This is a genomic window from Haematobacter missouriensis (genome assembly GCF_000740775.1).
GTDB classification, from domain to species: Bacteria; Pseudomonadota; Alphaproteobacteria; order Rhodobacterales; family Rhodobacteraceae; genus Haematobacter; species Haematobacter missouriensis.
Genome location: NZ_JFGS01000002.1, coordinates 249,175 through 272,066, shown reverse-complemented (window position 1 = coordinate 272,066; position 22,892 = coordinate 249,175). Strand labels below are relative to the sequence as shown.

The window sequence follows — 22,892 nt, the reverse complement described above, 5'->3', positions numbered from 1 at the left end:
CCATGAGTCGTCGCACATTCGGAACCCTGCCCGATGGCACGCAGGTGGAGGCGCTGACGCTCAGCGGAGGCGGCCTCCAGGCCGAGGTGCTGACCTATGGCGCCGTGGTGCGCGACCTGCGGCTGGAGGGTCATCCGCCACCGCTGGTGCTGGGGTTCGAGTCGCTGGAGGATTATCTCGGCCATGCGCGCAATCACGGAGCCACCTGCGGACGGGTGGCGAACCGGATTGGCAACGGGCGGTTCTCTCTTGAGGGGCGGGACTACGCGCTGGAGTTGAACGAAAAGGGTGTGACCCACAGCCATGGCGGCAGCCGCGGCATGGCGAAACGCGTCTGGAAAGTGGAAGAGCATGGGGCGGATCGGCTCACCCTGTCCATTCATGATCCGGCGGGCCAGGCGGGATATCCCGGGGCCGTCGACTCGCTTTGCCACATGCGGCTTGCGGATGGCGGGCTGGAGATCACCTACGAATCGCGGGTGGATGCACCGACCCTGGTGAACCTGTGCCACCATGGCTACTTCAACCTCGACGGCGGGCCGGACATTCTGGGCCACCGGATGCGCATCGACGCCGGGGCCTATCTGCCTGTGAACGCGCTGAAGGTGCCGACGGGGGAGATCGCGCCGGTGTCCGGCACGCCCTTTGACCTGCGGGACGCCACGACCCTCGGTGACAGGATGGCCGAGGCCGGCATCGCGTTCGATCACAACTTCTGTCTCTCCGACGGCAGGGTCGATCTGCGTCCTGTCGCATGGGCGGAAAGTCCCTCGTCCGGCGTGACGCTGGAGGTGCTGACCACTGAACCCGGTGTACAGCTTTTCTGTGCGGTGGGGATGACGATCGGCGTCCCGGGTCTGGAGGGCAAGGACTACGGCACGGCTGCGGGTTTCTGTCTGGAGACGCAGATCTGGCCCGATGCAGTCAATCATCCGGGCTTTCCCGATCTTGTGCTGCATCCCGGAGAGGTGCGCCGTCAGGCCACGGTCTATCGGTTTTCCAGCTGACCGGCGGACCGTCGAGAAACGCGGTCAGCGACGCTTGCCAGAGGGATCGCAGGGTTTCCGCGGGCAGCCTCCCCGGTTCCGCCTCTCCCTCCGCGCAAAGGCGGGCGAAGGCCGAAAATCCCATGTTGAGCGCGCTGCCCCGCAGGAAGTGACAGGCCTCCGTTCCTGCGTTCTTCTCCGTCATGGCCGCGAGCGTCTCCTCCACCTCCGCGCGGAAGACGCCAATGAGGATATCAAGGGTCTGCGGGGAGAGGTCGCGCCTCAACACCGCCACGCGCTGCCAGTCGATCATTCCGTCCTCCCGCTTCGGAAGTACCTTACACGCAGGAGCTTAATGGCCGGTTACAGCACGGAGAGCGGTGGATTCATCGCGCGTTAAGGGTTTCCTGCGATAGCTGAGGCGATTGCGGAGGAACCCTTTGTTCATGCCCATTATGATGTCCCAGGCTGTCATGCCCCTTGCCCAGTGCCAGCGCTGGGGGGGGCGAACGGCGCTTGTCGTCGATGACAGCGGATTGCAGCGACAGTTGCTGGCAGAGATGCTGACCGACTGGGGCTACGAGGTGCAGGAGGCGGAGACGGGGGAAGCGGCGCTGCTCCTCTCGCGTCAGCGGCAGTTCGATCTGGTTGTCAGCGACTGGATGATGCCCGGCATGAACGGTCTCGAGTTCTGCGAGGCGCTCCGGGCGCTCCCGGGGGAGAGCTACAGCTACTTCATTCTCGTCACCGCCAAGAGCGAGAAGAATGAGGTCGCGCATGGATTGGATCGTGGGGCCGATGACTTCCTGACAAAGCCCGTAACTCCGGGAGAGTTCCGGGCCCGCATCGCGGCGGGTGAGCGGATCATCGACATGCAGCGGCGGCTCTCCGACAGCAACCGGCGGCTCAACGAGACGCTGGCGGAGGTGCGCGGCCTCTACAGCGCGCTCGACCGTGATCTGGACGAGGCGCGCAAGCTGCAGCAGGCGCTGGTGCGGGATCATTCGCGCGATTTCGGGCCTGCCGCCCTTTCGGTGCTCTTGCGGCCAAGCGGCCAGATCGGCGGGGATCTGGCGGGGTTCTTCCCGATAGGGCCACGGCGGGTCGGGTTCTTCTCGGTCGATGTTGCGGGCCATGGTGTCGCCGCGGCGTTGATGATGGCACGTCTTTCCGGACTTTTCTCTCCCGGCGGCGGCGGTCAGAACGTGGCGCTGGTCCGCAACGAATACGGCACTCTCACCCCGCGCAGACCAAAGGAGGTCGCCGTCCACCTGAACAGGGTGTTTCTGGAGGAGATGAAGACGGAGCGATATTTCACCATGATCTATGCTGACGCCGACATGGCTACCGGTTGCGTCACCTTCGTGCAGGCGGGTCATCCCAACCCGGCGCTTATCCGCGCGAACGGCATGGTGGAATTTCCGGGCGCGGGTGGCTTTCCCATCGGCCTGATCGCGGAGGCGGAGTATGAGGAGGTGACGGTGACGCTGCGGCCCGGCGACAGGATGTTGCTGCTAACGGATGGCGTGACGGAGTGCGGCGCGGCGGGGCAGGGCGTGATGGAGGAGGGTCTGGCCGATATCCTTCGCCTGAACCAGCAGCTTGCCGGGCGGAAATTCCTCGAGTCGGTGATCGCCGATCTGGCGGAGACCGTCGGTGGCGCGGATTTCCCCGACGACATCTCATGCACGCTTTACGAGTTCGGCCGGAGGGAGGATGCCTAGCCCTCAGCCCTCAGCCCTCAGCCCTCAGCCCTCAGCCCTCAGCCCTCAGCCCTCAGCCCTCAGCCCTCAGCCCTCAGCCCTCAGCCCTCAGCCCTCAGCCCTCAGCCCTCAGCCCTCAGCCCTCAGCCCTCAGCCCTCAGCCCTCAGCCCTCAGCCCTCAGCCCTCAGCCCTCAGCCCTCAGCCCTCAGCCCTCAGCCCTCAGCCCTCAGCCCTCAGCCCTCAGCCCTCAGCCCTCAGCCCTCAGCCCTCAGCCCTCAGCCCTCAGCCCTCAGCCCTCAGCCCTCAGCCCTCAGCCCTCAGCCCTCAGCCCTCAGCCCTCAGCCCTCAGCCCTCAGCCCTCAGCCCTCAGCCCTCAGCCCTCAGCCCTCAGCCCTCAGCCCTCAGCCCTCAGCCCTCAGCCCTCAGCCCTCAGCCCTCAGCCCTCAGCCCTCAGCCCTCAGCCCTCAGCCCTCAGCCCTCAGCCCTCAGCCCTCGCCTTCGAAGCGGTAGATCGACAGGCTGCGCTCCTGCTCGTTGATCGCCAGTCGGCGGTTGATCGGCGCATGGGCGCGGGAGGCGCAGTTGGGGCGCTCGCAAAGGTAGCAGTTCAGTCCCACATCCGTGGGCACGGTCCGTTCAAGGTTCATCTGGTCGGCATGGATGAGACGCGGCGCATAGGCTATGTCGCAGCCCAGCCCGATGGCCAGTTTCGGTGCAGGCTGGTCGAATGTGCCGCCGGTCCGCGTGACCGTCCGCGCGATGGAGAAGTAGCTCGCGCCATCCGGCATGCGGATGACCTGCGTCAGAACCTTGTCCGGGGCCTCGAAGGCCGCGTGGATGTTCCATAGCGGGCAGGTGCCGCCGAATTTGGAAAAGGGAAAACGCCCGGCGCTGAACCGCTTGGAGACATTCCCCGCCCGATCCACCCGCACGAAGAAGAAGGGCACCCCCCGCGCATCCGCGCGTTGCAGTGTGGACATGCGGTGGGCCGTCTGTTCGTAGCTTGTGCCGAAGCGATGGCTGAGCAGTTCCACGTCATAGCGCGCCGATTCGCAGGCGGCGAGGAACCGGCGATAGGGCATCAGCAGAGCTGCGGCGAAGTAGTTGAACAGACTCACACGGGCGAGCCGCATCGCCTCTCCCTCCATTCCCGAATCGGCGAGCGCCGCCTCGATCACCGGCTCGTGCTCCAGTCGTGCCAGCAGAACGGCGATCTGGAACCGGCGGCTTGCCTGCCCCAGCAATTCGGAGAGCATCAGCTCCCGCCGGTGCATCTCGAACCGCCGCAGCCGCCCCGAAAGCACGTCGCCCGGCAGAATGCGGACGCGGATGCCGTGGGCGCGAAGCCGTTCCGTCAACACGGTGTTCGGCTCTCCCCGGTGCAGGCCCAAGTCCTCCGCCATCGTTTCCGCCGCGCGATCCACCTCGTCGATGTAGTTCCGACGGTCGTAGAACCACAGGCGGACATCCTCCACGGGGCGGGAGCCTTCCTCCAGCACCTGCACCTTGTCCCGGTCAATGAGCGGATCATCCCCCGACTGGCTGCGCAGGATCACCCGCCGGTAGCGTTCGTGCAGGCGGACAAGCGCACCCGCCACTCCCGGCGCGGCATGAAGGGCCTGCTCGATCTCCGTGCGGGTGACATGCGCGGCCTCCAGCGCCGGATCCTTCAGCGTCGCCGTCAGGTCGGTCGCAAGTTGCGTATCATGGCTCGGAGCGAGTTCGGCGACGTTCAGGTCGAACACCTCGGCGAGCCGCATGAGCAGACGCGCGCTGGCAGGACGCTGATCGGCTTCGATGAGCGTGATGTAGCTCGGGCTTACGCGGAGCTGCTCGGCCATCTGCGCCTGCGTGAGCCCGAGGTTCTGGCGCAGCGCCTTCAACCGGGGGCCGATGATGAGCTTCTCGCCTCTCGCCATTACTTACAAACCTTACAAAATTCAAGTTTCAGCCACGACACAACTGACAACACGACCTCATTCACACAAGTAAAGGTGCATCTCATGCTGCGTGTGCGGCATTACATTACTAACATGACTTAACGAATCGTGCTTGTCCTGCACGAAAGGAGAATCGCCATGTCCCTTGATCTTGCCGCCCCTTCGATAGCGACCCGTCCGGTGTTCCTGCGCGTGGTGCGGGGACAGGATAGGGTGCTGACCCCGGACGCGACCGCCTTCATCGCGGAGTTGCAGGCGCGTTTCGGTTCCAAGCTCCACGCGCTGATGGTCGCCCGCCAGCGCCGGCAGGAGCGTTACGACGACGGTCGTCTGCCCGACTACCTGGAGGAGACGGTGACGATCCGTCGCGGCATCTGGTCCGCCGCGCGGGTGCCGGACGTTCTGGCCGACCGCAGGGTCGAGATCACCGGTCCGGTCGACCGCAAGATGATGATCAACGCCCTGAACTCGGGGGCGAAGGTCTTCATGGCCGATTTCGAGGATGCGACCTCGCCCAGTTTCACCAATATCATCGCGGGGCATGTCAACATGCTCGACTACCGCGATGGCACGCTGGAACTCGACGATGCGGAGACGGGCAAGTCCTACCGCGTCGGCGATACCCCGGCGGTCATGATCGTGCGTCCGCGCGGGCTGCATCTGGACGAGGCGAACATGATGATCGGCGGCTATGCCGTCTCTGCCGCGCTGTTCGACTTCGGGCTGAACATCTTCCACAACGGGCGCGCGCTGGCGGCGACGGGGCGGGGGCCGTTCTATTATCTTCCAAAGCTGGAAGGCCACCGCGAGGCGCGTTTCTGGAACGAGGTCTTCGTCTTCGCGCAGGACCGCCTCGGCATTCCCCAGGGTACGATCAAGGCTACCGTGCTGATCGAGACGCTGCCCGCCGCCTTCGAGATGGATGAGATCGTCTGGGAACTGAAGGACCATATCGCCGGGCTTAACTCCGGGCGCTGGGACTACATCTTCAGCTACATCAAATCCCTGCGGAACCATTCCGCCTATGTCCTGCCCGACCGGTCGCAGGTCACGATGGATCGCGCCTTCCTCGCCACCTATGCGGCGCGGGTCGTGAAGGTCTGCCACCGCCGCGGCATTCACGCCATGGGCGGCATGGCCGCGCAGATCCCGGTGAAGAACGACCCGGCCGCGAACGAGGCCGCCTTTGCCAAGGTCCGGGCGGACAAGCTGCGCGAAGTGGGTATGGGTTTCGACGGCACCTGGGTCGCCCATCCCGATCTGGTTCCGGTCGCCATGGAGGTGTTCGATGCCGAGATGCCCGGCCCGAACCAGATCCGCAAACCGCGTCAGGAGTGGCGGATCGAACCGGCCATGTTGCTGAAGCCGACGGAGGGTACGATCACGGAGGCGGGTGTCCGCACCAATGTTTCCGTGGCCATCGAATATCTGGCGCAGTGGTTGTCGGGCCGTGGCGCGGTGCCGATCCACAACCTGATGGAAGATGCCGCGACGGCAGAGATCTCGCGCGCCCAGATCTGGCAGTGGATCCGCCATTCCGCCAGCGTCGCCCTCACCGCGGGCGGAGATCGGACGATGAGCCGCGAATGGCTGGCGGAGCTGGTGCAGGAGGAGATCGTCTCCATCCTCGACCGGATCGGCCCGAACGCCTTCCACCGGGGACGCTACGCCTCTGCTGCGCGGATCTTCCAGGAGGCGGCCGCCGCCGAGGTGCTTCCCGATTTCATCACGCTGCCGGCCTATGACGTGCTGAACGCGCTCGACTGACAAACCGGGCGGGCGCCCCACCGCCCGCTTCTCCTCGACCATTTCGACAGTGAAAGGACCCAAGATGGCCCGCAAGACCTATGCAGAACTCGAAGCCGAGACGCTTGCCCGCTACCCCTCCGGCCAGACGCCGGGCGGCGTGACGGTTGAGGATATCGTCCAGCTCAAGCTGCAGAACACCTATTCCACCCATCTCGACATCGCCCGCGACATGGCGACGGTGATGCGGGAGGACATGGCGGCCTATGATGCCGACCCGACGCAGTTCACCCAGTCGCTGGGCTGCTGGTCCGGCTTCCACGCGCAGCAAATGATCAAGTCGGTCAAGCGCCTGCGCGGCACGACGAAACGGGCCTATGTCTATCTGTCGGGCTGGATGGTCGCGGGCCTGCGCAACCGCTGGGGCCACCTGCCGGACCAGTCCATGCATGAAAAGACCGCCGTCGCGGATCTGATCGAGGAGATCTATACCTCGCTGCGTCAGGCGGATGAAGTGGCGCTCAACGATCTGTTCAAGGATCTGAAGACCGCGCGCGCCAAGGGCGACCAGGTGGCCGAGAAGAAGGCGATCGAGGCGATCGACACCTTCGAATCGCATGTGGTGCCGATCATCGCCGATATCGACGCGGGCTTTGGCAACGAGCACGCCACCTATTTGCTGGCGAAGGAGCTCATCAAGGCGGGCGCCTGCTGCCTCCAGATCGAGAACCAGGTGTCGGATGCCAAGCAGTGTGGTCACCAGGACGGCAAGGTCACCGTGCCGCGCGAGGACTTCATCGAGAAGCTCCGTGCCTGCCGCCTCGCCTTCGAGGAACTGGGCGTGGATGAGGGCGTGATCGTGGCCCGGACCGACAGCCTCGGCGCCGGCCTGACGCAGAAACTCCCCGTCAGCCAGCATCCTGGCGACCTCGCCTCCGAATATCTGAAGTGGGTCGAGGTGGAGCCGGTGGCCGAAGGCAACCTGCCCGCCGATGGCGAAGTGCTGATGGTGAGCGAGGGCAAGCTGGTGAAGCCGGTGCGCCTGCCGAACGGCCTTTACAAGTTCAAGGACGGCTCCGGCCGGTCGCGGGTGGTGGAGGACTGCATCGCCTCGCTCAACGATGGCGGCGCGGACCTGATCTGGATCGAGACCGACACGCCCAACGTGGCGGAGATCGCCGGCATGGTTGCCGATATCCGCGCCAAGGCCCCCCACGCCAAGCTGACCTACAACAACTCGCCCTCGTTCAACTGGACGCTCAACCTGCGCAAGCAGGTCCGCAACGAGTGGCTGAAGGAGGGCCGGATCAAGGAAGCCGACTACCCGGAGGGCAACGAGCTGATGAAGGCGGAGTTCGACGCGACCGATCTGGGCCGCGAGGCGGATGCCCGCCTGCAGAACTTCCAGTTCGACATCTCCACCAAGGCGGGCGTGTTCCACAACCTCATCACCCTGCCGACCTTCCACCTCACCGCGAAATCGGTGGACGAGCTCAGCCGCGGCTACTTCGGCGAGGACAAGATGCTCGCCTATGTCGCGACCGTGCAGCGTGAGGAAATCCGTCGCGGCATCTCCGCCGTGAAGCACCAGCACGAGGTCGGCTCCGATCTGGGCGACACGTTCAAGGAGATGGTGGCGGGTGAGCGCGCGCTGAAGGCCGGTGGCCATGGCAACACCATGAACCAGTTCGCCGCCGAGTAAGCTCCCTCGTCGGTGATCGTCGGGCCGCCCGTGGAGGAAACTCCGCGGGCGGTTCGCATTCCGACATGCTGCGGGCGAGCGCAATGCGCGATACTCCAGCAGGCTGCGAAAAAGATTTCAGGTCCGCGCTGGAGCGAAAATATGATGGAAACCCAGCCGGCAATCCATACGACCAGAACCATTCCGGGGGTCCGATCCGCAACCTCCGGATCATATGCAGGAGACTGCTCAACCCTTTCGGTAGCCTGCTAGCAGAGCGGCAGGACAAAGATCGCCCAGAAGCAGAATACCGTCGCCACGAGCGCCGCGATGAACACCATGCGCGCGACCCGGGCCAGCGGTTCCTCTCCCCCTGCTGGGCGGAGGAGAAACAGTGCGGCGAAGGTCAATGCCAGAATGCCCGCCAGCACCGCGCGGAGCAGCGAGGTCGTCAGGAAAGGCTGGCCCTCCCATCCCATCGCGCAGCCGGTGGCATGCGCCCCGTAGAGTAGGACGAATGCGATGCTCCAGATCACGAAGGCTCCAACGAGCGCCGCGAACCCGGCGAGTGGACGCAGCCCGATCATAGCGGCACCGTTTGGGACAGATGGGTGAGCGCGTAGAGAAACCCGACCGCGATCACGGCCACCAGCGCGCTGTAATCCTGCCAGAGCCTGCCGATCGCCAGGTCCGCCCGCCGCGCCATGGAGACATAGCCCGCCCAAAGGCGCCAGATGCCATAGGCCGCGAACAGCGCGCCCAGTCCGACATGCAGGGCGGCATAGGCGAGAACGGCCGCCATGCTCGCCAGAGCGGCGTGCGAGGAGGGACTCGGAACCGCAAGGATCAGCCCGATCAGCGCCGCAAGTCCGGCAAGCTGGCAGACCAGCGACAACGCCAGAAACGGCATCTCCCCCCCGCGTTCCGCCAAGCGGGCAGCGAGGGCGGCGATCACCGGTGCAGCCAGCGCCACAATCACCCCCAGAACCGGCGGTACAGGGAAGTCCGGCGGTGGCCATCCGGGAGCGGAGAGCCACAGGAACAGCCCCCCGAACAGGAGTGCCGCATAGGCCGTCGCATCAGCGGTGATCGTCACCGCCATGGCCCACCATGTCAGCGGGCGGGAAGCTTCGGCATGAAGGGGGAGCCGCGCGCCCAAGCCCGCGTCCAGCCTGCCGTGATCGCGGCGGAACTCCCCCCGAGCGGTCCAGCACAGAAACAGCGCCACCACCAGCGCGACGCCAAAGGGCGGCCACCAGTAGAGCTTGAAGATCAGTGCAAGGAAAACCGTCCCCGTCGCCAGCGCGGTATAGAGCGGTAGAAAGGTCTGACGGGGGAGAAGCGCGATATGCTCCGGCTCCGCATCGGCGGCCCCGGTCACCAGCGTCTCCATCCAGCCGTTGCGCGGGGTGGGCAGGTAGCCTTCGCCCTCTGCCAGTGCGGGTCCGATATCACGGGGGCGGAGCCGGTCGGCATTCGCCGCGATCCGGGGCACGGCGGGGAAGTTGTAGCTGGGCGCAGGCAGCTTTGGCACCGCCCAGTCGAGTGTCCCGGCCCCCCAGGGGTCCGGCTCTGTCTGCCGCCCGTAGCGCAGCGTCAGCGCGATATCGACGATCACCAGCATGAAACCGCCCGTCATCACGAAACTGCCGATGGAGGAGATGAGGTTGAACACCTCCCATCCGGTATCCGCGGTGTAATGGTCCACCCGCCGCGGCATCCCAAGCAGCCCGGTGAGGTGCATGATGAAGAATGTCAGGTTGAAGCCGATGAAGATCAGCCAGAAGGCGGGCCGGGCCAGCCGCCCGTCCGGCATCCGCCCGGTGAGCGCCGGCAGCCAGTAATAGGCGGCTGCCATCATCGGAAACAGAAAACCGCCGACCAGCACGTAGTGCAGATGCGCGACGACGAAATGGCTGTCATGGGCCTGCCAGTCGAAGGGCACGACCGCCAGCATCACGCCCGTCAGCCCGCCGATCACGAAGACGAAGAAGAAGCCGAAAACATGCAGCATCGGCAGTTCGAGCCTTGGCCGCCCCGTGGCCAGCGTGCCGATCCAGGCGAAGATCTGCACCGCCGTCGGTATCGCCACCACGGCGGAGGCGGCGGAGAAGAAGGCGAGCGACAGATGCGGCAGGCCGACCGTGTACATGTGGTGAACCCAGAGGCCGAAGGAGAGAAACCCCATCGACAGCACTGCTGCGATCACCATGCGCCGTCCCACCAGCGGCCGCCCGGCAAAGACCGGCAGCAGGGTGGAGAGCGCGCCCGCCGCAGGCAGGAAGATGATATAGACCTCGGGGTGCCCGAACAGCCAGAAGAGGTGCTGCCAGAGCAGCGGATCGCCGCCGCGCGTCGGATCGAAGAACGGCAGGCCGAAGGCGCGCTCCGCCTCCAGCAGCAGGGAGCCGACGATCAGCGGCGGGAAGCCCAGCACCATCATCGCCGCGACGACCAGCATGTACCAGGCGAAGATCGGCATCCGGTCCAGCGTCATGCCGGGCGCGCGCATCTTCAGGATCGTCACCACGATCTCCACCGCCGCGGACAGGGCGGAGATCTCCACGAAGGTGATGCCCAGCAGCCAGATATCCGCGTTCACCCCCGGCGAATAGGTCGCGGAGGAAAGCGGCGTATACATGAACCAGCCATCCTTCGGCGCATAACCCGCGATCAGCGCGGCAATGAGGATTGTCCCGCCAAAGAGGTAGCACCAGTAGCCGTAGGCCGACATGCGCGGGAAGGCGAGGTCGCGCGCACCGAGCATCTTCGGCAGGAAGTAGATGGCGAAACCTTCGAAGAACGGAATGGCGAACAGGAACATCATCACCGTGCCATGCATGGTGAAGACCTGCGCATAGCTTTCGGCATCCAGAAAGGGGCTGCGCGTGGTGGCGAGCTGCGCGCGGATCAGCATCGCCAGCAATCCGCCGATGGTGAAGAACACGAGAGAGGTCAGGATGAAGCGCATTCCCACGACGGAGTGGTTCACCGCCGAGAGCCGCCGCCAGCCATGGCCGGAGGTCCAGATGCGCTCCAGCTCCCTGTCCCTCCGGGCGGCCTCTGGCGTGGGGATCTGGCGGCTGCGCGGCCGTGCGTCGGGGCGTCCGTCAGGCAGCACGGTCATTCGGAACCTCCGGTCAGGCGTTCGAACTCCGCCACGGGAACCGCGCGGATGAGGAAGGGCATCATCGCATGGCCAGACCCGCAGTATTCGGCGCAGACCCCGCCGAACTCCCCCGCATCGTCCGCGACAAGGCGCAGCCGGTTCACATGGCCGGGTATCGCGTCGAGCTTGCCCGCAAGGCGCGGCACCCAGAAGGCGTGGATCACGTCGGCGCTTGTCAGCCGGAACTCCACCGGTTGGCCCACGGGAATGGCGATGCCGTTTTCTTCGGGCGGCAGATCGGGACGGTCGGCATAGCGGAAGGTCCAGGACCATTGTCGCGCCTCCGCCTCGATCACCAGCGGCTCCGCGCCGCGCATGATCGCGCGCTCCCCGACCACGAAACCGATGCAGACCAGCAGCGTCAGCACCGTGAGCGGCAGGGCGAAGCCGCCCCAGACGAGCCATCGGCCTACCGGCACCTGCGCGAGCCGCCCGGGCCTGAGCACCGCCGTCAGGAAGAACCCCATGACGATGGCGAAAGCCAGACCGGAGGCCGCCAGCATCGCCCACCATAGAAACGCGATATCCTCTGCCACCCGCCCGCCCGGCGACAACGTGGAGAGAGGACCACTGCAGGCGGTGAGAGGAAACGTCGCAAGCAGGAACCGACCGCTCCGTCCCGCCGTTCGGAGAGAACGCCACAGGGGAGACAGCCGATGAACGACACCGCCCGCGAACCGCAGGACGAGGACGATCCCGTCATGGCGGAGGTCGCCGCCGAGACGACGCAATCGGTCGTGGCCTTTGCCGGGCACCCGATCCACGCGATGCTGGTGCATTTCCCCATCGCCCTGACCATGACCGTTCTCGGGGCCGACCTGCTCTACTGGTGGAACGGCGATCCGTTCTGGGTGCGGGCGGCGATCTGGATGGTCGGCCTCGGCTTCCTCTCCGGCGCGCTGGCGGGGCTGGCGGGGCTGATGGAAATCCTTGCCGTTCCGGGCATCAGGACGCGGGTCGGGAGCTGGAGTCACGGGGTGGCGGGCCTCATGCTGATCTCGCTTCTCGGGTTGAACTGGGGGTTCAGGTTTCAGGGCGGCGACGTGATGCCCGTAGGGATCCTGCTGTCGCTTCTCTCCGCGATCGTGGCGGGGGCTGCGGGCTGGCACGGCGGTAAGCTCATCTTCCATCACGGGGTCGGCCTCATTCAGAACGAAGAGACGGAAGCCCGGGAAACCGCTCCGACAGGGCGCCGGGACGCAGAAGCGGCAGATCGGGAAGCGTAAGCACCGGCTTGCCGAGGACAAGAAACAGAATAACCCCGACAGTGCCCATCAGCAGGAAAAGCGACAGGAGGCCCAGCCACCGGGGGTAGCGGGCGTCCTCTCCGAACACCTTGAGGATCCGTCCGGCGGCAAGGCCGTGCATCATGCAAAGGACGGCCACGAAGGCGAGCTTTGCCGCAAACCACGGGGTGTAGACATGAGCCAGAAAGATCAGCGCCGTACCCGAGATGACCGCGATGGCCGCTGCGGGAGAAAGAAAGGCCAGGTAGAAGAATCGCGTCGCGCGATGCAGATTGTAGAGCGCCGCCTCTCCGGTCACATGGTTTCGCCGCATCAGCATCGGTGGGAGCGCCATCAGCCCGAAGGCCCAAAGGGAGATCGCGGCAATGTGGACGAGCTTCACCCAGGCGACGATCATGCCGTGTGCCCGCGCCGGCCAAGCAGTCCGCCCAGCCGCCAGAGCGCGACGCCGAGATAGGGCAGCGCGGCCGGAACCCACATGATGAGCCCCGCGAGCTGCTGATCCTCAAGCGGCGACAGGCCGTAGAGCGCCGTTGTCGCCAGATGCGCAGCAAAGAGCGGACGCCCGGCAAAGACCAGCAGCGCCCCCAGCAGACCCATCTGCATCGTGACGCCCAGCAACAGCAGGATCGCCCGCCCCGCCGCAGTTTCCGGTGAGAGTATCGCGCGCCACAGCCAGACGGCGGAGCCAAGGAGCGTCACCTCCATCAGCCAGTATGCGGCGTCGGAGGACAGCGCCCAGCCGTAGGGGCCGGGTGTATGCCAGAGCCACAATGTCGCCGCATGAGCCAGAAAGGCCAGCTCCCCTCCGCGACCCGCGCTCCGCGGCAGGCAAAGCGCCAGAAGCGGCGCGGCGATGGAGACGAGGAGCACGTGATGCGCCACACGGGCGGAAAACAGCGCGGTGGACAGCGCGCAGAGCGGCGATACGAAAGCAACGACCAGCACCCCTGTCGCCACGATCCCCGCCCGCGACCGCGCATGAAGCGGCCACACTGCCAGCAGCAGGATCGGAGCGATGACCAGCGGATCCGCGTTCCAACTGAGCCAGAGGGCCTCCGGCGTGGGTGCGGGGCCGCAATAGGGCGTCATTCTGCTCCTCCCATGCGTGATACTCCGTCGTGAACTGCTGCCGGTAATCGCCAACGTGGGAGAGCCGGAGCGGTTCCCCCGTCGGGGTGCCAAAGACGCATCTGTCGCAGACGGTCCACGAGACTCACTTGCCCGATGGCAGAGAGAGGCGGAAGATGAACCCATTTCCACAGGTCATTTACGGGAAGAGAGCCATGCCGGATTTCAAACTTGCCGAAGTGCCCGGGCTTGTCGTTGGTGGTGATATCGCGCGGCTGGAGGAGGCGACCGCGGCCGTGGAGGAGGCGCTGAACGATCCGCTGGCGGATGCGACGGCGCTGACGCAGGAACTCGACCGGACCCTGCTCCGGGAGGAGACGCGGTGCGATCTGGACCTGCCACCATCGGAGGTCTATTCCGTCATTGTGGGGGATCAGCTCGTCTATCGCTGCTACCACAACCCGCCCCACGAACTCCTCCGCTGAGATGTGGGAGAAGTTTCAGGCGCTTGCCCCTGTGCTGATCGGGGTATTTCTGGGCGTTTATATCCAGTTCCTGCCCGGTTGGGCGAGTGTCGGATGGACGTTCGCGGCGTTGCTTGCGGGAATGCTGGCGATGGGGCTTGCCACCGCCTTGCTGGCACGCTGGCCGCGCAGCGCCGTCTGCCTCATGCAGCTGGGCTTTCTGGCGCCCATCACGCTCATCGCGCTCACCACCTGCGCGACGACTTGGCTGTCGCTGCATTTCGCCGACTGGATGGGGCTGAAAGCGCATATCCCAGACCAGAAACAGATGGAAACCGCGACGGGTGTGCTTCTGGGCGCGGTGAATGCCTTCATTGCCGGGGCATGGCTTGACGATGCGCGCAAGCCCGGAAGCCGGATCTGGCCCGCAGGGCAGGCGAAGGCCGCCTTCAGCGCGGCCTTCACCGATCCGCTGAAGGCATGGCGGGCCTCGTTGCCGCCCGTAACGGGGGCCGCGGCCACGATCGCGCGCCGCAACGAGGTGACAAGGGTGATCGAGGCGGTCTATGAAACGCGGGTCAGTGGCGGCGGACCGGAGGGTTGGGATCTGCCGGCGCTTCTTGAACGTATCGCCCTGATCCGGGAAGCCCTCGTCCCCGGACGAACCTGAGAGCCTCCATGCCCCTCACCGACGCCGCCCGGATCATCGCCACGCCCGCCTTCGCCCGCGCCTCAGCCATCCTGCGCCGTGATCACGACAGGTTCGTGGAGGATATCGTGGCCCTGACGGAAATCCCGGCGCCCCCCTTCAAGGAGGCGCGCCGTGCCGAGATCTACCGCGACCTGATGATCCAGCACGGCCTGCATGACGTGAAGCTGGACGGCATCGGCAATGTCACCGGCCTTCGTCCGGGGAAGGCACCGGGCCGGAAGGGGATGGTCGTGGCCTCCGCCCATCTCGACACGGTTTTCCCGGAAGGGACCGACACCACCGTCCGGCGCGAGGGGACAAAGCTGTTTGCCCCCGGCGTGGGTGACGACACCCGCGGTCTGGCGGCGCTTCTTGCCTTCATGCGGGCGCTGGATGCGGCGGGGATCGAGACGGCGGAGGATATCCTCTTCGTGGCCGATGTGGGCGAGGAGGGGCAGGGCGACCTGCGCGGCATCCGCCACCTGTTCACCGAAGGAGAGTATCGCGACCGGATCGGGGCGTTCTTCACCTTCGACGGCCCGGAGATGGGCAAGCTCGTCACCTCCGCCATCGGCTCCCATCGCTACCGCGTCACCTTCCGGGGGCCGGGGGGACACAGCCTGAATGCCTTCGGCACGGTCAGCCCGGCCTATGCCATGGCGGCGCTGGTCGCTGGCATGGGGCAGATCGTCGTGCCGGAGACCCCGCGCACGACCTTCTCCTGTTCGGTTTTCGGAGGCGGCAGTTCCATCAATGCCATCCCGGAGGAGGTCTGGGTGGAGATCGACCTCCGCTCGGCCTCGTCGGAGGAGCTGGCGAAACTCGACGCGCGGATGCGGGCGCTGGTGGAGGAGGCCGTCGCCGCTGAAAACGGCCGCCGCGAGACGCGGAGCGGCAGCATCACCGCGGAAGTGAAGCAGATCGGCGATCGCCCCGCGGGCGCCACGCCAGAGGATGCAGCGATCGTCGAGGCCTGCAAGGCCGCGCTTCGTGCGCACGGGCTGGATTTCGTCACCGCGGCTTCCTCCACCGATGCCAATATCCCCATGAGCCTCGGTATCCCGGCGGTCATGATCGGCACCGGCGGTCATGGCGACCGGTATCACTCGGTGGATGAATGGATCGATGTGGAACCGGAGGCGAGCAGCAAGGGCCTCTCCACCGGCCTTGCCGCGCTGATCGCAGTTGCCGGACTTGTGGAGGGCTGAGAGGTTTCCGACCAGCGCTATCGGTCCGGTCAGCCAGAGCTTGCGGCTGCCTGGACGATCTCCGCCTCGGGATCGTCTCTGCCTCCGGCAGCGCGTCCCGGGTGCTTTCCCAGCATCCCGTCACGGCCGCTCCCGGCGGCCTGTGCGTGGGCGACCTGGCCTACCGCGAGGCTCAGGCGCTGGACTGCTTCCGGCGCTGCTCTCCCTCTCGTATAGCGGGTGTCTGCGGTGACCCGGAGGGGCCGTTCATGTGTGCTTTCGTGTCTTGTGGTGTCTGGCCTGCTGAGTATGGCCTTCTCAGGCACTCAGGCACTCAGGCACTCAGGCACTCAGGCACTCAGGCACTCAGGCACTCAGGCACTCAGGCACTCAGGCACTCAGGCACTCAGGCACTCAGGCACTCAGGCACTCAGGCACTCAGGCACTCAGGCACTCAGGCACTCAGGCACTCAGGCACTCAGGCACTCAGGCACTCAGGCACTCAGGCACTCAGGCACTCAGGCACTCAGGCACTCAGGCACTCAGGCACTCAGGCACTCAGGCACTCAGGCACTCAGGCACTCAGGCACTCAGGCACTCAGGCACTCAGGCACTCAGGCACTCAGGCACTCAGGCACTCAGGCACTCAGGCACTCAGGCACTCAGGCACTCAGGCACTCAGGCACTCAGGCACTCAGGCACTCAGGCTGACATCGGTGGCCGCCCCGGATCGGGATCCGCCAGCAGTCGGCAAGCTGTCGCGCGCGCGGTGCTGTTTTCAGCGATGAACCACCTTTGGCCTTGGAGCATTCTGCGGGCGGAGGCACGCTCGGTTGCCCTTGTCGGCGACAAGTCTCAGGATGACCCACGCATGTTCCCTGAGGCGGAATAAGAGCGACATGCGGCCCGGTGGAGGACTAAGCCCTCAGCTTGCCCCTTGTCCCTGCGGTCGCGCGCGCCTGTCGCGCCTGCGTGCCCTATGCTGTTCGGCGGGGGAATTGCGGCGCTGCCCGCTCCGGGCGAGGGTAGCGCCGCGCCTTACGCCGGGCGCGAGGCGATTGCGGCCTGGGGTCGCGACAGCCTTTGGCCGGTTCCGATGGATATGAGGCGATACGTGGCAAGCATAGGACATTCTGCGCCTTTCCACGCCCTGTCCGCGTCAGTATGGTCTCTGCCATGATCGTCAGGCTGCTGCGCCTTCTTTCCGTCCTGCTCGTCGCCGCGGGCATCCTGCTGCCGAAGGTTTCGGCGGCGGCCGTGTCGATGGGGCTTCTCGACCTGCGCTATGTGGTGATCTGTTCGGGCGACGGGATGCGGGTCATCGCGCTCGACGGCAGTGGCACCCCGGTCGAGGAGGTGCGCTCGGATCCCTGTGCGTTTCTGCATGCCCTTGATCACGTGCCGGCGCTGCCGTTGCCGGGCATGGTCTGGCGGCTGTCCGGCACGGTTTCGACGACGCTCGGCCCGCTGACCCTGCGGGCGGGAACACCGTTTTTCAATCCTTTGCCACGCGGCCCGCCGCTTTCGTGAAACGCGCCCTCATCTAATGAACGTTTTCACGGAGATTTCCCATGTTCCGCACGCTTCTGGCTGCAACTCTTATCGCCATGCCCTTCCTTGCCGCCCCTGCGCTCGCGCATGAGTTCAAGGCTGGTGAGCTGACCATCGGCCACCCCTATTCCTTCGAGGTTCCTTCTTCCGCGCGTGCTGCCGCCGGCTATCTGACAGTTACCAATGCGGGCAGCGCGCCCGACCGGCTGATCGCTGTAGAGGCAAAGGTGGGGAACCCCATGGTCCACCTGTCGGAAGAAAAAGACGGGGTCGCCAGAATGACCCATGTCGAGGCGGTGGAAATCGCGCCGGGGCAGACCGTCACCTTTGCTCCGGGCGGCTACCACATCATGTTCACGGGGCTGAGCGGCACGTCATGGACGGCAGGGGAAAAGATCCCCGCCACGCTGGTGTTCGAAAAGACCGGCAAGGTTCCTGTCGTCTTCAATGTCGAGGCCCGCAAGGACGGCGACGCCGATCCGCACGCACATCACTGAATTGGTGGCTGGTGCCCTTCGAGGCACCAGCCACCAGCACCGGACGCGCGGGCTGCCCAGTCCTCCTGGCGCCCGCTCGTTCTGGCCGCTCGTTCTGGCCGCTCGTCGTGGGCCGCCTGGTCGGCAGGACCGTCGCCTGGTTCGGAGCAGGGGTGAGAGCAGGTCCCGGTGGAGGGTGCCGTGCACGCCGCATGGACAGGCGGCAGGTTCGCCAGCGTTCAGGGGCTTTTGCCTCTGAAGCGCACGAGCCTTGCGGGTGGGCGTCTGGGGGTCTGTGTGTGCAGAGCGCGGGCTTATTCGTAGAACAGAGCGACCCGACGACCGCCGAATTCCTCGACCGCGATATCGACCTCATAGATGTCGCGGAGAACCTCGGGGCGAATGACTTCCTCCACCGTTCCGGCGATGGCGACGCGACCGTCCCGCATGGCGACGATATGGTCGGAATACCAAGCGGCGAAGTTGATGTCGTGCAGCACCATGACCACGGTCTTGCCCAGATCGCGCGTGGCGCCGCGCATCGTCTTCATCATCGCCTGCGCGTGTTTCAGGTCGAGGTTGTTCAGCGGCTCGTCCAGCAGCACGTAATCGGTGTCCTGACACAGTACCATGGCGACGAAAGCCCGCTGCCGCTGCCCGCCGGAGATCTCGTCCAGAAACCGGTCGGCCAGAGGTTCAAGGTTCAGGTAGCCGAGCGCGCGTTCCACATGGACGCGGTCCCCGGTATTGGGGCGGCCCTTGGTGTAGGGGTAGCGCCCGAAGGTCACCAGATCACGCACTGTCAGGCGAGAGGTCAGATGATTGTCTTGCCGCAGGATCGCAAGCCGCCGCGCCAGCACGTCGGAGGGCGTCCTCGTCACGTCGAGGCCGTCCACCGTGACGGTGCCCCCGTCCATCGCCAGCAGCCTGCTCACCATCGACAGGAAGGTGGATTTCCCCGCCCCGTTCGGCCCGATGATCGAGGTGACGCCCCGTGCGGGCAGGGTCAGCGTCACATCGTCGACGACGATCGCGTCGCCATAGGTCTTGCTGAGATTCGAGGCGTGGATCATCTGGCCCCCCGGCGTATGATGAGCAGGATGAAAGCGATGCCGCCCAGGAATTCGATGATGACCGACAGCGCCGTGTGGAAGCCGAACACCCGCTCCAGCACCGTCTGACCGCCGACGAGGCAGATGATCGCGAGCAGGACCGCGACAGGCAGGAGATGACGGTGCTTCGCGCTGCCCGTCATGACATGCGCGAGGCTCGCCACCAGCAGACCAAAGAACGTCACCGGACCGACAAGCGCCGTGGAGACGGACACGAGGAGCGCGACGATGGCAAGGATGATCGCCACCGTCTGCCTGTAGGGGAGGCCGAGGCCGATCGACATGGGGCGGCCCAGCGTCAGCACGTCCAGCCGGTTCAGCATCAGGTAGCCCACGATGGAGGCCAGCCCGATCAGCACGGCGGACGCCCCGAGCAACGCTGGCTGAACGCTGTTGAAACTGGCGAAGAGGCTGTCCGACAGGACCATGAACTCGTTCGGGTCGAGCATGCGCTGGATCAGCGTGGAGATGCTGCGGAAGAACACCCCGAAGATGATACCGACGAGCACGAGGAGATGGAGGCTCCGCTCCTCGCCCAGAAACAGCCAGCGGAACAGCAGGCCCGAAAACACCACCATCAGCACGACCTTGGCCGCGAACAGCAGGTTCGGGTTCAGCACCGCAGCGGCATGGGAGCCGATGGCGGCGACAAGCAATGTCTGGATCAGCACGTAGAGCGCGTCGAACCCCATGACGGAAGGCGTGAGGATGCGGTTCGCGGTGACCGTCTGGAACATCACCGTGGAAACCGCGACCGCATAGGCCACCAGCACCAGCCCTGCGAGTTTCAGGCCCCGGAACTTCAGCACGAAGGCCCAGCTCCCCTTGGCCCCGAGCGTCATGAACGCCGTCGCTGCCAGCGCCGCCACAATGGCCAGCAGCAGGATGACAAGGCGGGGGCGGTTAGCGGCCATGCTGTTTCCTCAGAAGCAGCCAGAGGAACATCCCGCTGCCGATCACGCCGACCACCACGCCGATCGGAATCTCGTAGGGGTAGCGGATCAGCCGCCCGAGGATGTCGCAGGCAAGGATGAAGGCCGCGCCCAGCACCGCGACCCAAGGCACGGCGCGGCGCATGTTGTCGCCGATCATCAGGCTGACGACATTCGGCACGATGAGACCGAGGAACGGGATCATCCCCACGCTCACCACCACGACGGCCGTGATGAGCGACACGATGGTCAATCCCAGCGCCACGACACGCCGATAGTTCAGCCCGAGGTTGGTCGCGAAATCCCGACCCATCCCCGCGACGGTGAACCGGTCCGCCGCGATATAGGCGACCACGGCCAGCGCTAGGCCGATATAGAGAAGCTCGTATCGCCCGCGCAGCACGCCCGAGAAATCTCCGGTTGTCCAGGCGAGCATTGTCTGAAGCAGATCCGCTCGATAGGCGAGAAAGGTCGTAGCCGCGCCGATGATCCCGCCCAGCATGATGCCCACCAGCGGCACCATCAGCACATCGCGGAGCGGAACGAGCCGGAGCAGCCGGAGGAAAAGCCATGTACCCGCCGCGGCAAAGACCGCGGCGACCAGCATCTTGCCCCAGATGGGCCAGGCCGGAGCAAAGAGCGTGACGAGCAGCAGGCCGAGGCTCGCCGATTCGACGGTCCCCGCGGTGGAGGGTTCGACAAAACGGTTGCGGATCATCATCTGCATGATGAGCCCCGCGATCGCCATCGAGGAGCCGGCGAGCAGCAGCGCTGCCGTTCTCGGAATGCGGCTCGCCGCCAGGACCAGCGCCTGTTCCGATGTCGCGGTGCCCGTGAACAGGCCCGCAAGCCCGATGTCCGTCACGCCCACGAAAAGGCTGCCCGCCGCGAGCGCCAGTGTGAGGCAGATCGCGGCGGGTAGAAGGAGTGCCGAAAGGACTGACCGTGGTCCGCCCCCGGTGATGTCGGGATTACTCGCCACGGTCCTTGGAAACCGCCGCCTGGACCTGATCGACCAGCGTGGTGAACGCGGTATAGCCGCCCGAGGTCACATAGGCGGAAGCCGGGTCCAGATAGACGATCCGGCCTTCTTTCCACGCATCGGTGCGGTGGATGATTTCATTGTCGAGCACCGCCCTGGCCGCGACTCCCGGCTCGGACTGGCCGACGGCGGCATCGCGGTCGATCACGAAAAGCCATTTCGGGTTCTTCTCGAGAATGTATTCGAAGGACACCACGTCACCGCCGTGAAAACGGTCGTCTATGCTCTTCTCCACCGTCGGGAAGCCGATCAGCGTATGCAGCCAGCCCACGCGGGAGGTTGGCCCGTAGGCGCCGAGCTTGCCCGCATTGGTGACGAGGATCAGCGCCGTCCCCTCATCCGCCGCATCCGCCTTCAGCTGCGCGACCTTTTGGTCCAGCGTGGCGTTCAGTTCATCGGCCCTGTCGGACTTGCCGAACAGCGCGCCGAGGGTCGTCAGGTTGGACTTCACATGATCGACGAATTCGGCGTCGTTTGTCACCGTCATGTCGATGGTCGGCAGCAGGGCCGCCACTTCGGCATATTTCGACCGCGACCGGCCGCCGACGACGGCAAGATCGCCCTCAGCCGCGTTGATCGCTTCATAGTCCGGCTCGAACAGGGTGCCGATCTTGAGGTATTTGTCATCCGCGTATTTCCGCAGATAGGGCGGCAGGTTGGAGCCGATGACACCAGCAGGTTCCACCCCGAGCGCATCCATGTCGTCCAGAGACACGATATCCAGAACGAGCACCTTCTGTGGCGTCGCGGGCAGTTCGAGCGTGCCCTGCTGATGCTGGATGGTCAGCGGCTCCGCCATCACGGGCGCTCCGGCAAGGGCAAGCCCGAGCGCGGCCGTACCGAGCAGGGCGTGAAAACGGTTCATGGCGACCTCCATTCCTGTTGGGCCGTCATTACCCCGTGAATACGGGGGGGTCAAAACCAATTCCTAGGGAAAAGATAAACTATCCAGCGTTTCGGTTTGACGAAGGGGTGGTGAAATGTCGCATCCGCTCACCCGAAGCCACGGGCAGGCCTGATCCCCTCGCTCGCAGCCTTGCCCCGAGTGCCGCGGCGTTGAATCTCCGCGTTTACCTCTGCGCCGAGCAGTACGATGAACGTGGACAACCATATCCACATCAACAGGACGATGACGCTGCCAAGCGCGCCGAAGGTTTCGTTGTAGCTTGCGAAATGGCTGACATAGACCGAAAATCCGATGGAAACGACGAGCCAGAGCAGACAGGCCAGTGCCGCGCCGGGCGCGAACCGCCGTCCGCGGCTGCCGCACGGGCCGAACCGATAGACAAGGGACAACCCTAGGATCATGGTTGCCAACAGCACGGGCCAGCGGAGCCAGTTCGCGATCTGCGCCCAGAGCTCATCCTCGCCGAAGATGGCGAAAACGGCGGGCAGGAGCGCGATCAGTGCCAGCACGACAACCACCCCCACAACACCTGCAAGGGTCAGGGTGAGGGTCACGAGCGTCAGATGAACGAAGTTCCGCTCCTCCCGCGCGTCATAGGCCACGTTCAGCCCCTGAATGAGGCTTCCCACCCCTCGGGAGGCCGACCAGAGCGCCAGCCCGAGGCCGAAGATCGCCGTCAGCCCCAGTCCGGTGTCCGGTGCCGCGGCGACCGCACTCGCCTGCGAGATCACGGTTCTTGCGACCTCCTCCGGCACGACGCTGCTCAGCGCGTTCAGTTGCGCGACGATATCGGCAGGCGTCGTCAGCAGCGCCGCGATGGCCATGACCGCGGTGATGGCGGGGAACAGGCCGAACATCGTGTAGAAGGCCACCCCGGCCGCGATGAGAGACAGGTGGTTATCGCCGATTCTTTGCCAGATTTGCCTGGCGGAGAGGAAGAAACTGTTTGCCATGCAGCGCCAAGTCTGCGCGGCGCGCTCCTGTTC

The 22,892-nt window shown here is 65.5% G+C and carries 22 protein-coding genes; 10 read left to right on the top strand and 12 right to left on the bottom strand.

The window, feature by feature from the left end; translation table 11 throughout:
• Window positions 1-2: 2 nt before the first annotated feature.
• Window positions 3-1,007: an aldose epimerase family protein gene (locus tag CG51_RS03580; RefSeq protein ID WP_035741827.1), complete on the top strand. Its 1,005-nt coding sequence runs from the start codon at window positions 3-5 to the stop codon at window positions 1,005-1,007.
• Here CG51_RS03580 and CG51_RS03575 read toward each other — a convergent pair.
• Window positions 925-1,299: an Hpt domain-containing protein gene (locus tag CG51_RS03575; protein ID WP_035741824.1), complete on the bottom strand. Its 375-nt coding sequence runs from the start codon at window positions 1,297-1,299 to the stop codon at window positions 925-927. The two genes, CG51_RS03580 and CG51_RS03575, sit on opposite strands and share 83 nt — an antisense overlap.
• A 133-nt stretch (window positions 1,300-1,432) precedes the next feature.
• Between CG51_RS03575 and CG51_RS03570 the strand changes: the two genes are divergently transcribed.
• Window positions 1,433-2,710, top strand: a complete 1,278-nt coding sequence (locus tag CG51_RS03570; RefSeq protein ID WP_035741821.1) for a PP2C family protein-serine/threonine phosphatase — start codon at window positions 1,433-1,435, stop codon at window positions 2,708-2,710.
• 465 nt (window positions 2,711-3,175) lie between these two features.
• On the opposite strand, the gene CG51_RS03565 is transcribed toward CG51_RS03570, so the two are convergent.
• Window positions 3,176-4,609: a helix-turn-helix domain-containing protein gene (locus CG51_RS03565; RefSeq protein ID WP_035741818.1), complete on the bottom strand. Its 1,434-nt coding sequence runs from the start codon at window positions 4,607-4,609 to the stop codon at window positions 3,176-3,178.
• A 159-nt stretch (window positions 4,610-4,768) separates the two neighbouring features.
• On the opposite strand from CG51_RS03565, the gene aceB reads away from it, so the two are divergent.
• Together aceB and CG51_RS03555 are read left to right on the top strand one after the other, a co-directional pair.
• Window positions 4,769-6,397 (top strand): malate synthase A, encoded by a 1,629-nt coding sequence (gene aceB / locus CG51_RS03560; RefSeq protein ID WP_035741816.1) that lies wholly within the window; start codon window positions 4,769-4,771, stop codon window positions 6,395-6,397.
• A gap of 64 nt (window positions 6,398-6,461) precedes the next feature.
• Window positions 6,462-8,078 carry an isocitrate lyase gene (locus CG51_RS03555; RefSeq protein ID WP_035741814.1) on the top strand — a complete coding sequence of 539 codons (1,617 nt, stop codon included), beginning with the start codon at window positions 6,462-6,464 and terminating at the stop codon, window positions 8,076-8,078.
• A 248-nt stretch (window positions 8,079-8,326) separates the two neighbouring features.
• On the opposite strand, the gene CG51_RS03550 is transcribed toward CG51_RS03555, so the two are convergent.
• From CG51_RS03550 to coxB, 3 genes are read right to left on the bottom strand one after another with little or no spacing between them, the layout of a single operon-like run.
• Window positions 8,327-8,644 (bottom strand): hypothetical protein, encoded by a 318-nt coding sequence (locus tag CG51_RS03550; RefSeq protein WP_035741811.1) that lies wholly within the window; start codon window positions 8,642-8,644, stop codon window positions 8,327-8,329.
• Window positions 8,641-11,184: a cytochrome c oxidase subunit I gene (ctaD, locus tag CG51_RS03545; protein WP_084695013.1), complete on the bottom strand. Its 2,544-nt coding sequence runs from the start codon at window positions 11,182-11,184 to the stop codon at window positions 8,641-8,643. The genes CG51_RS03550 and ctaD overlap by 4 nt, the downstream gene beginning before the upstream one ends.
• Window positions 11,181-11,762: a cytochrome c oxidase subunit II gene (gene coxB / locus CG51_RS03540; protein WP_143412854.1), complete on the bottom strand. Its 582-nt coding sequence runs from the start codon at window positions 11,760-11,762 to the stop codon at window positions 11,181-11,183. Before coxB ends, ctaD begins: the two co-directional genes overlap by 4 nt.
• Window positions 11,763-11,882: 120 nt before the next feature.
• On the opposite strand from coxB, the gene CG51_RS03535 reads away from it, so the two are divergent.
• Window positions 11,883-12,452, top strand: a complete 570-nt coding sequence (locus tag CG51_RS03535) for a DUF2231 domain-containing protein (RefSeq protein ID WP_084695012.1) — start codon at window positions 11,883-11,885, stop codon at window positions 12,450-12,452.
• Here the strand turns inward: CG51_RS03535 and CG51_RS03530 are convergent.
• Both CG51_RS03530 and CG51_RS03525 read right to left on the bottom strand, forming a co-directional pair.
• Window positions 12,370-12,870 carry a CopD family protein gene (locus CG51_RS03530; RefSeq protein ID WP_035741809.1) on the bottom strand — a complete coding sequence of 167 codons (501 nt, stop codon included), beginning with the start codon at window positions 12,868-12,870 and terminating at the stop codon, window positions 12,370-12,372. The two genes, CG51_RS03535 and CG51_RS03530, sit on opposite strands and share 83 nt — an antisense overlap.
• Window positions 12,867-13,565: a cytochrome c oxidase assembly protein gene (locus tag CG51_RS03525; protein ID WP_035741807.1), complete on the bottom strand. Its 699-nt coding sequence runs from the start codon at window positions 13,563-13,565 to the stop codon at window positions 12,867-12,869. The genes CG51_RS03530 and CG51_RS03525 overlap by 4 nt, the downstream gene beginning before the upstream one ends.
• 194 nt (window positions 13,566-13,759) lie before the next feature.
• On the opposite strand from CG51_RS03525, the gene CG51_RS03520 reads away from it, so the two are divergent.
• From CG51_RS03520 to CG51_RS03500, 5 genes are all read left to right on the top strand, one after another.
• Complete coding sequence (locus tag CG51_RS03520; RefSeq protein WP_035741806.1) at window positions 13,760-14,029, top strand: hypothetical protein; 270 nt, start codon at window positions 13,760-13,762, stop codon at window positions 14,027-14,029.
• Between the two features lies 1 nt (window position 14,030).
• The gene (locus tag CG51_RS03515) at window positions 14,031-14,678 is read left to right on the top strand and encodes a hypothetical protein (RefSeq protein ID WP_035741804.1); all 648 of its coding nucleotides are present in this window, start codon (window positions 14,031-14,033) and stop codon (window positions 14,676-14,678) included.
• A gap of 8 nt (window positions 14,679-14,686) precedes the next feature.
• Window positions 14,687-15,907, top strand: coding sequence for a M20/M25/M40 family metallo-hydrolase (locus CG51_RS03510; protein WP_035741802.1), 1,221 nt, complete (start codon window positions 14,687-14,689; stop codon window positions 15,905-15,907).
• Window positions 15,908-17,062: 1,155 nt separating this feature from the next.
• The gene (locus CG51_RS03505; RefSeq protein WP_143412839.1) at window positions 17,063-17,416 is read left to right on the top strand and encodes a hypothetical protein; all 354 of its coding nucleotides are present in this window, start codon (window positions 17,063-17,065) and stop codon (window positions 17,414-17,416) included.
• Window positions 17,417-17,457: 41 nt separating this feature from the next.
• Entirely contained in the window at window positions 17,458-17,934 is a 477-nt protein-coding gene (locus CG51_RS03500; RefSeq protein WP_051930013.1) for a copper chaperone PCu(A)C, read from the top strand.
• 293 nt (window positions 17,935-18,227) lie between these two features.
• On the opposite strand, the gene CG51_RS03495 is transcribed toward CG51_RS03500, so the two are convergent.
• The 5 genes from CG51_RS03495 to CG51_RS03475 all read right to left on the bottom strand — a co-directional run bounded on the left by CG51_RS03495 (window position 18,228) and on the right by CG51_RS03475 (window position 22,859).
• Window positions 18,228-18,986: an iron ABC transporter ATP-binding protein gene (locus tag CG51_RS03495; RefSeq protein ID WP_035741796.1), complete on the bottom strand. Its 759-nt coding sequence runs from the start codon at window positions 18,984-18,986 to the stop codon at window positions 18,228-18,230.
• Window positions 18,983-19,939, bottom strand: a complete 957-nt coding sequence (locus CG51_RS03490) for an iron chelate uptake ABC transporter family permease subunit (protein ID WP_035741794.1) — start codon at window positions 19,937-19,939, stop codon at window positions 18,983-18,985. The genes CG51_RS03495 and CG51_RS03490 overlap by 4 nt, the downstream gene beginning before the upstream one ends.
• Window positions 19,929-20,921 carry an ABC transporter permease gene (locus tag CG51_RS03485; protein WP_051930035.1) on the bottom strand — a complete coding sequence of 331 codons (993 nt, stop codon included), beginning with the start codon at window positions 20,919-20,921 and terminating at the stop codon, window positions 19,929-19,931. Before CG51_RS03485 ends, CG51_RS03490 begins: the two co-directional genes overlap by 11 nt.
• A 7-nt stretch (window positions 20,922-20,928) precedes the next feature.
• Window positions 20,929-21,864: a siderophore ABC transporter substrate-binding protein gene (locus tag CG51_RS03480; protein ID WP_035741792.1), complete on the bottom strand. Its 936-nt coding sequence runs from the start codon at window positions 21,862-21,864 to the stop codon at window positions 20,929-20,931.
• A 128-nt stretch (window positions 21,865-21,992) separates the two neighbouring features.
• Window positions 21,993-22,859: a YihY/virulence factor BrkB family protein gene (locus CG51_RS03475; protein WP_051930012.1), complete on the bottom strand. Its 867-nt coding sequence runs from the start codon at window positions 22,857-22,859 to the stop codon at window positions 21,993-21,995.
• Window positions 22,860-22,892 lie beyond the last annotated feature (33 nt).

Bases quoted from the DNA above. Each gene is read 5' to 3' on its own strand.
- aceB (WP_035741816.1), top strand. From the start codon at position 4,769: ATGTCCCTTGATCTTGCCGCCCCTTCGATAGCGACCCGTCCGGTGTTC.
- CG51_RS03565 (WP_035741818.1), bottom strand. From the start codon at position 4,609: ATGGCGAGAGGCGAGAAGCTCATCATCGGCCCCCGGTTGAAGGCGCTG.
- CG51_RS03490 (WP_035741794.1), bottom strand. From the start codon at position 19,939: ATGGCCGCTAACCGCCCCCGCCTTGTCATCCTGCTGCTGGCCATTGTG.
- CG51_RS03575 (WP_035741824.1), bottom strand. From the start codon at position 1,299: ATGATCGACTGGCAGCGCGTGGCGGTGTTGAGGCGCGACCTCTCCCCG.
- CG51_RS03580 (WP_035741827.1), top strand. From the start codon at position 3: ATGAGTCGTCGCACATTCGGAACCCTGCCCGATGGCACGCAGGTGGAG.
- CG51_RS03515 (WP_035741804.1), top strand. From the start codon at position 14,031: ATGTGGGAGAAGTTTCAGGCGCTTGCCCCTGTGCTGATCGGGGTATTT.
- CG51_RS03500 (WP_051930013.1), top strand. From the start codon at position 17,458: ATGTTCCGCACGCTTCTGGCTGCAACTCTTATCGCCATGCCCTTCCTT.
- CG51_RS03480 (WP_035741792.1), bottom strand. From the start codon at position 21,864: ATGAACCGTTTTCACGCCCTGCTCGGTACGGCCGCGCTCGGGCTTGCC.
- CG51_RS03510 (WP_035741802.1), top strand. From the start codon at position 14,687: ATGCCCCTCACCGACGCCGCCCGGATCATCGCCACGCCCGCCTTCGCC.
- CG51_RS03570 (WP_035741821.1), top strand. From the start codon at position 1,433: ATGCCCATTATGATGTCCCAGGCTGTCATGCCCCTTGCCCAGTGCCAG.
- CG51_RS03525 (WP_035741807.1), bottom strand. From the start codon at position 13,565: ATGACGCCCTATTGCGGCCCCGCACCCACGCCGGAGGCCCTCTGGCTC.
- CG51_RS03495 (WP_035741796.1), bottom strand. From the start codon at position 18,986: ATGATCCACGCCTCGAATCTCAGCAAGACCTATGGCGACGCGATCGTC.
- CG51_RS03535 (WP_084695012.1), top strand. From the start codon at position 11,883: ATGAACGACACCGCCCGCGAACCGCAGGACGAGGACGATCCCGTCATG.
- CG51_RS03530 (WP_035741809.1), bottom strand. From the start codon at position 12,870: ATGATCGTCGCCTGGGTGAAGCTCGTCCACATTGCCGCGATCTCCCTT.
- ctaD (WP_084695013.1), bottom strand. From the start codon at position 11,184: ATGACCGTGCTGCCTGACGGACGCCCCGACGCACGGCCGCGCAGCCGC.
- CG51_RS03475 (WP_051930012.1), bottom strand. From the start codon at position 22,859: ATGGCAAACAGTTTCTTCCTCTCCGCCAGGCAAATCTGGCAAAGAATC.
- CG51_RS03520 (WP_035741806.1), top strand. From the start codon at position 13,760: ATGCCGGATTTCAAACTTGCCGAAGTGCCCGGGCTTGTCGTTGGTGGT.
- CG51_RS03505 (WP_143412839.1), top strand. From the start codon at position 17,063: ATGATCGTCAGGCTGCTGCGCCTTCTTTCCGTCCTGCTCGTCGCCGCG.
- CG51_RS03550 (WP_035741811.1), bottom strand. From the start codon at position 8,644: ATGATCGGGCTGCGTCCACTCGCCGGGTTCGCGGCGCTCGTTGGAGCC.
- CG51_RS03555 (WP_035741814.1), top strand. From the start codon at position 6,462: ATGGCCCGCAAGACCTATGCAGAACTCGAAGCCGAGACGCTTGCCCGC.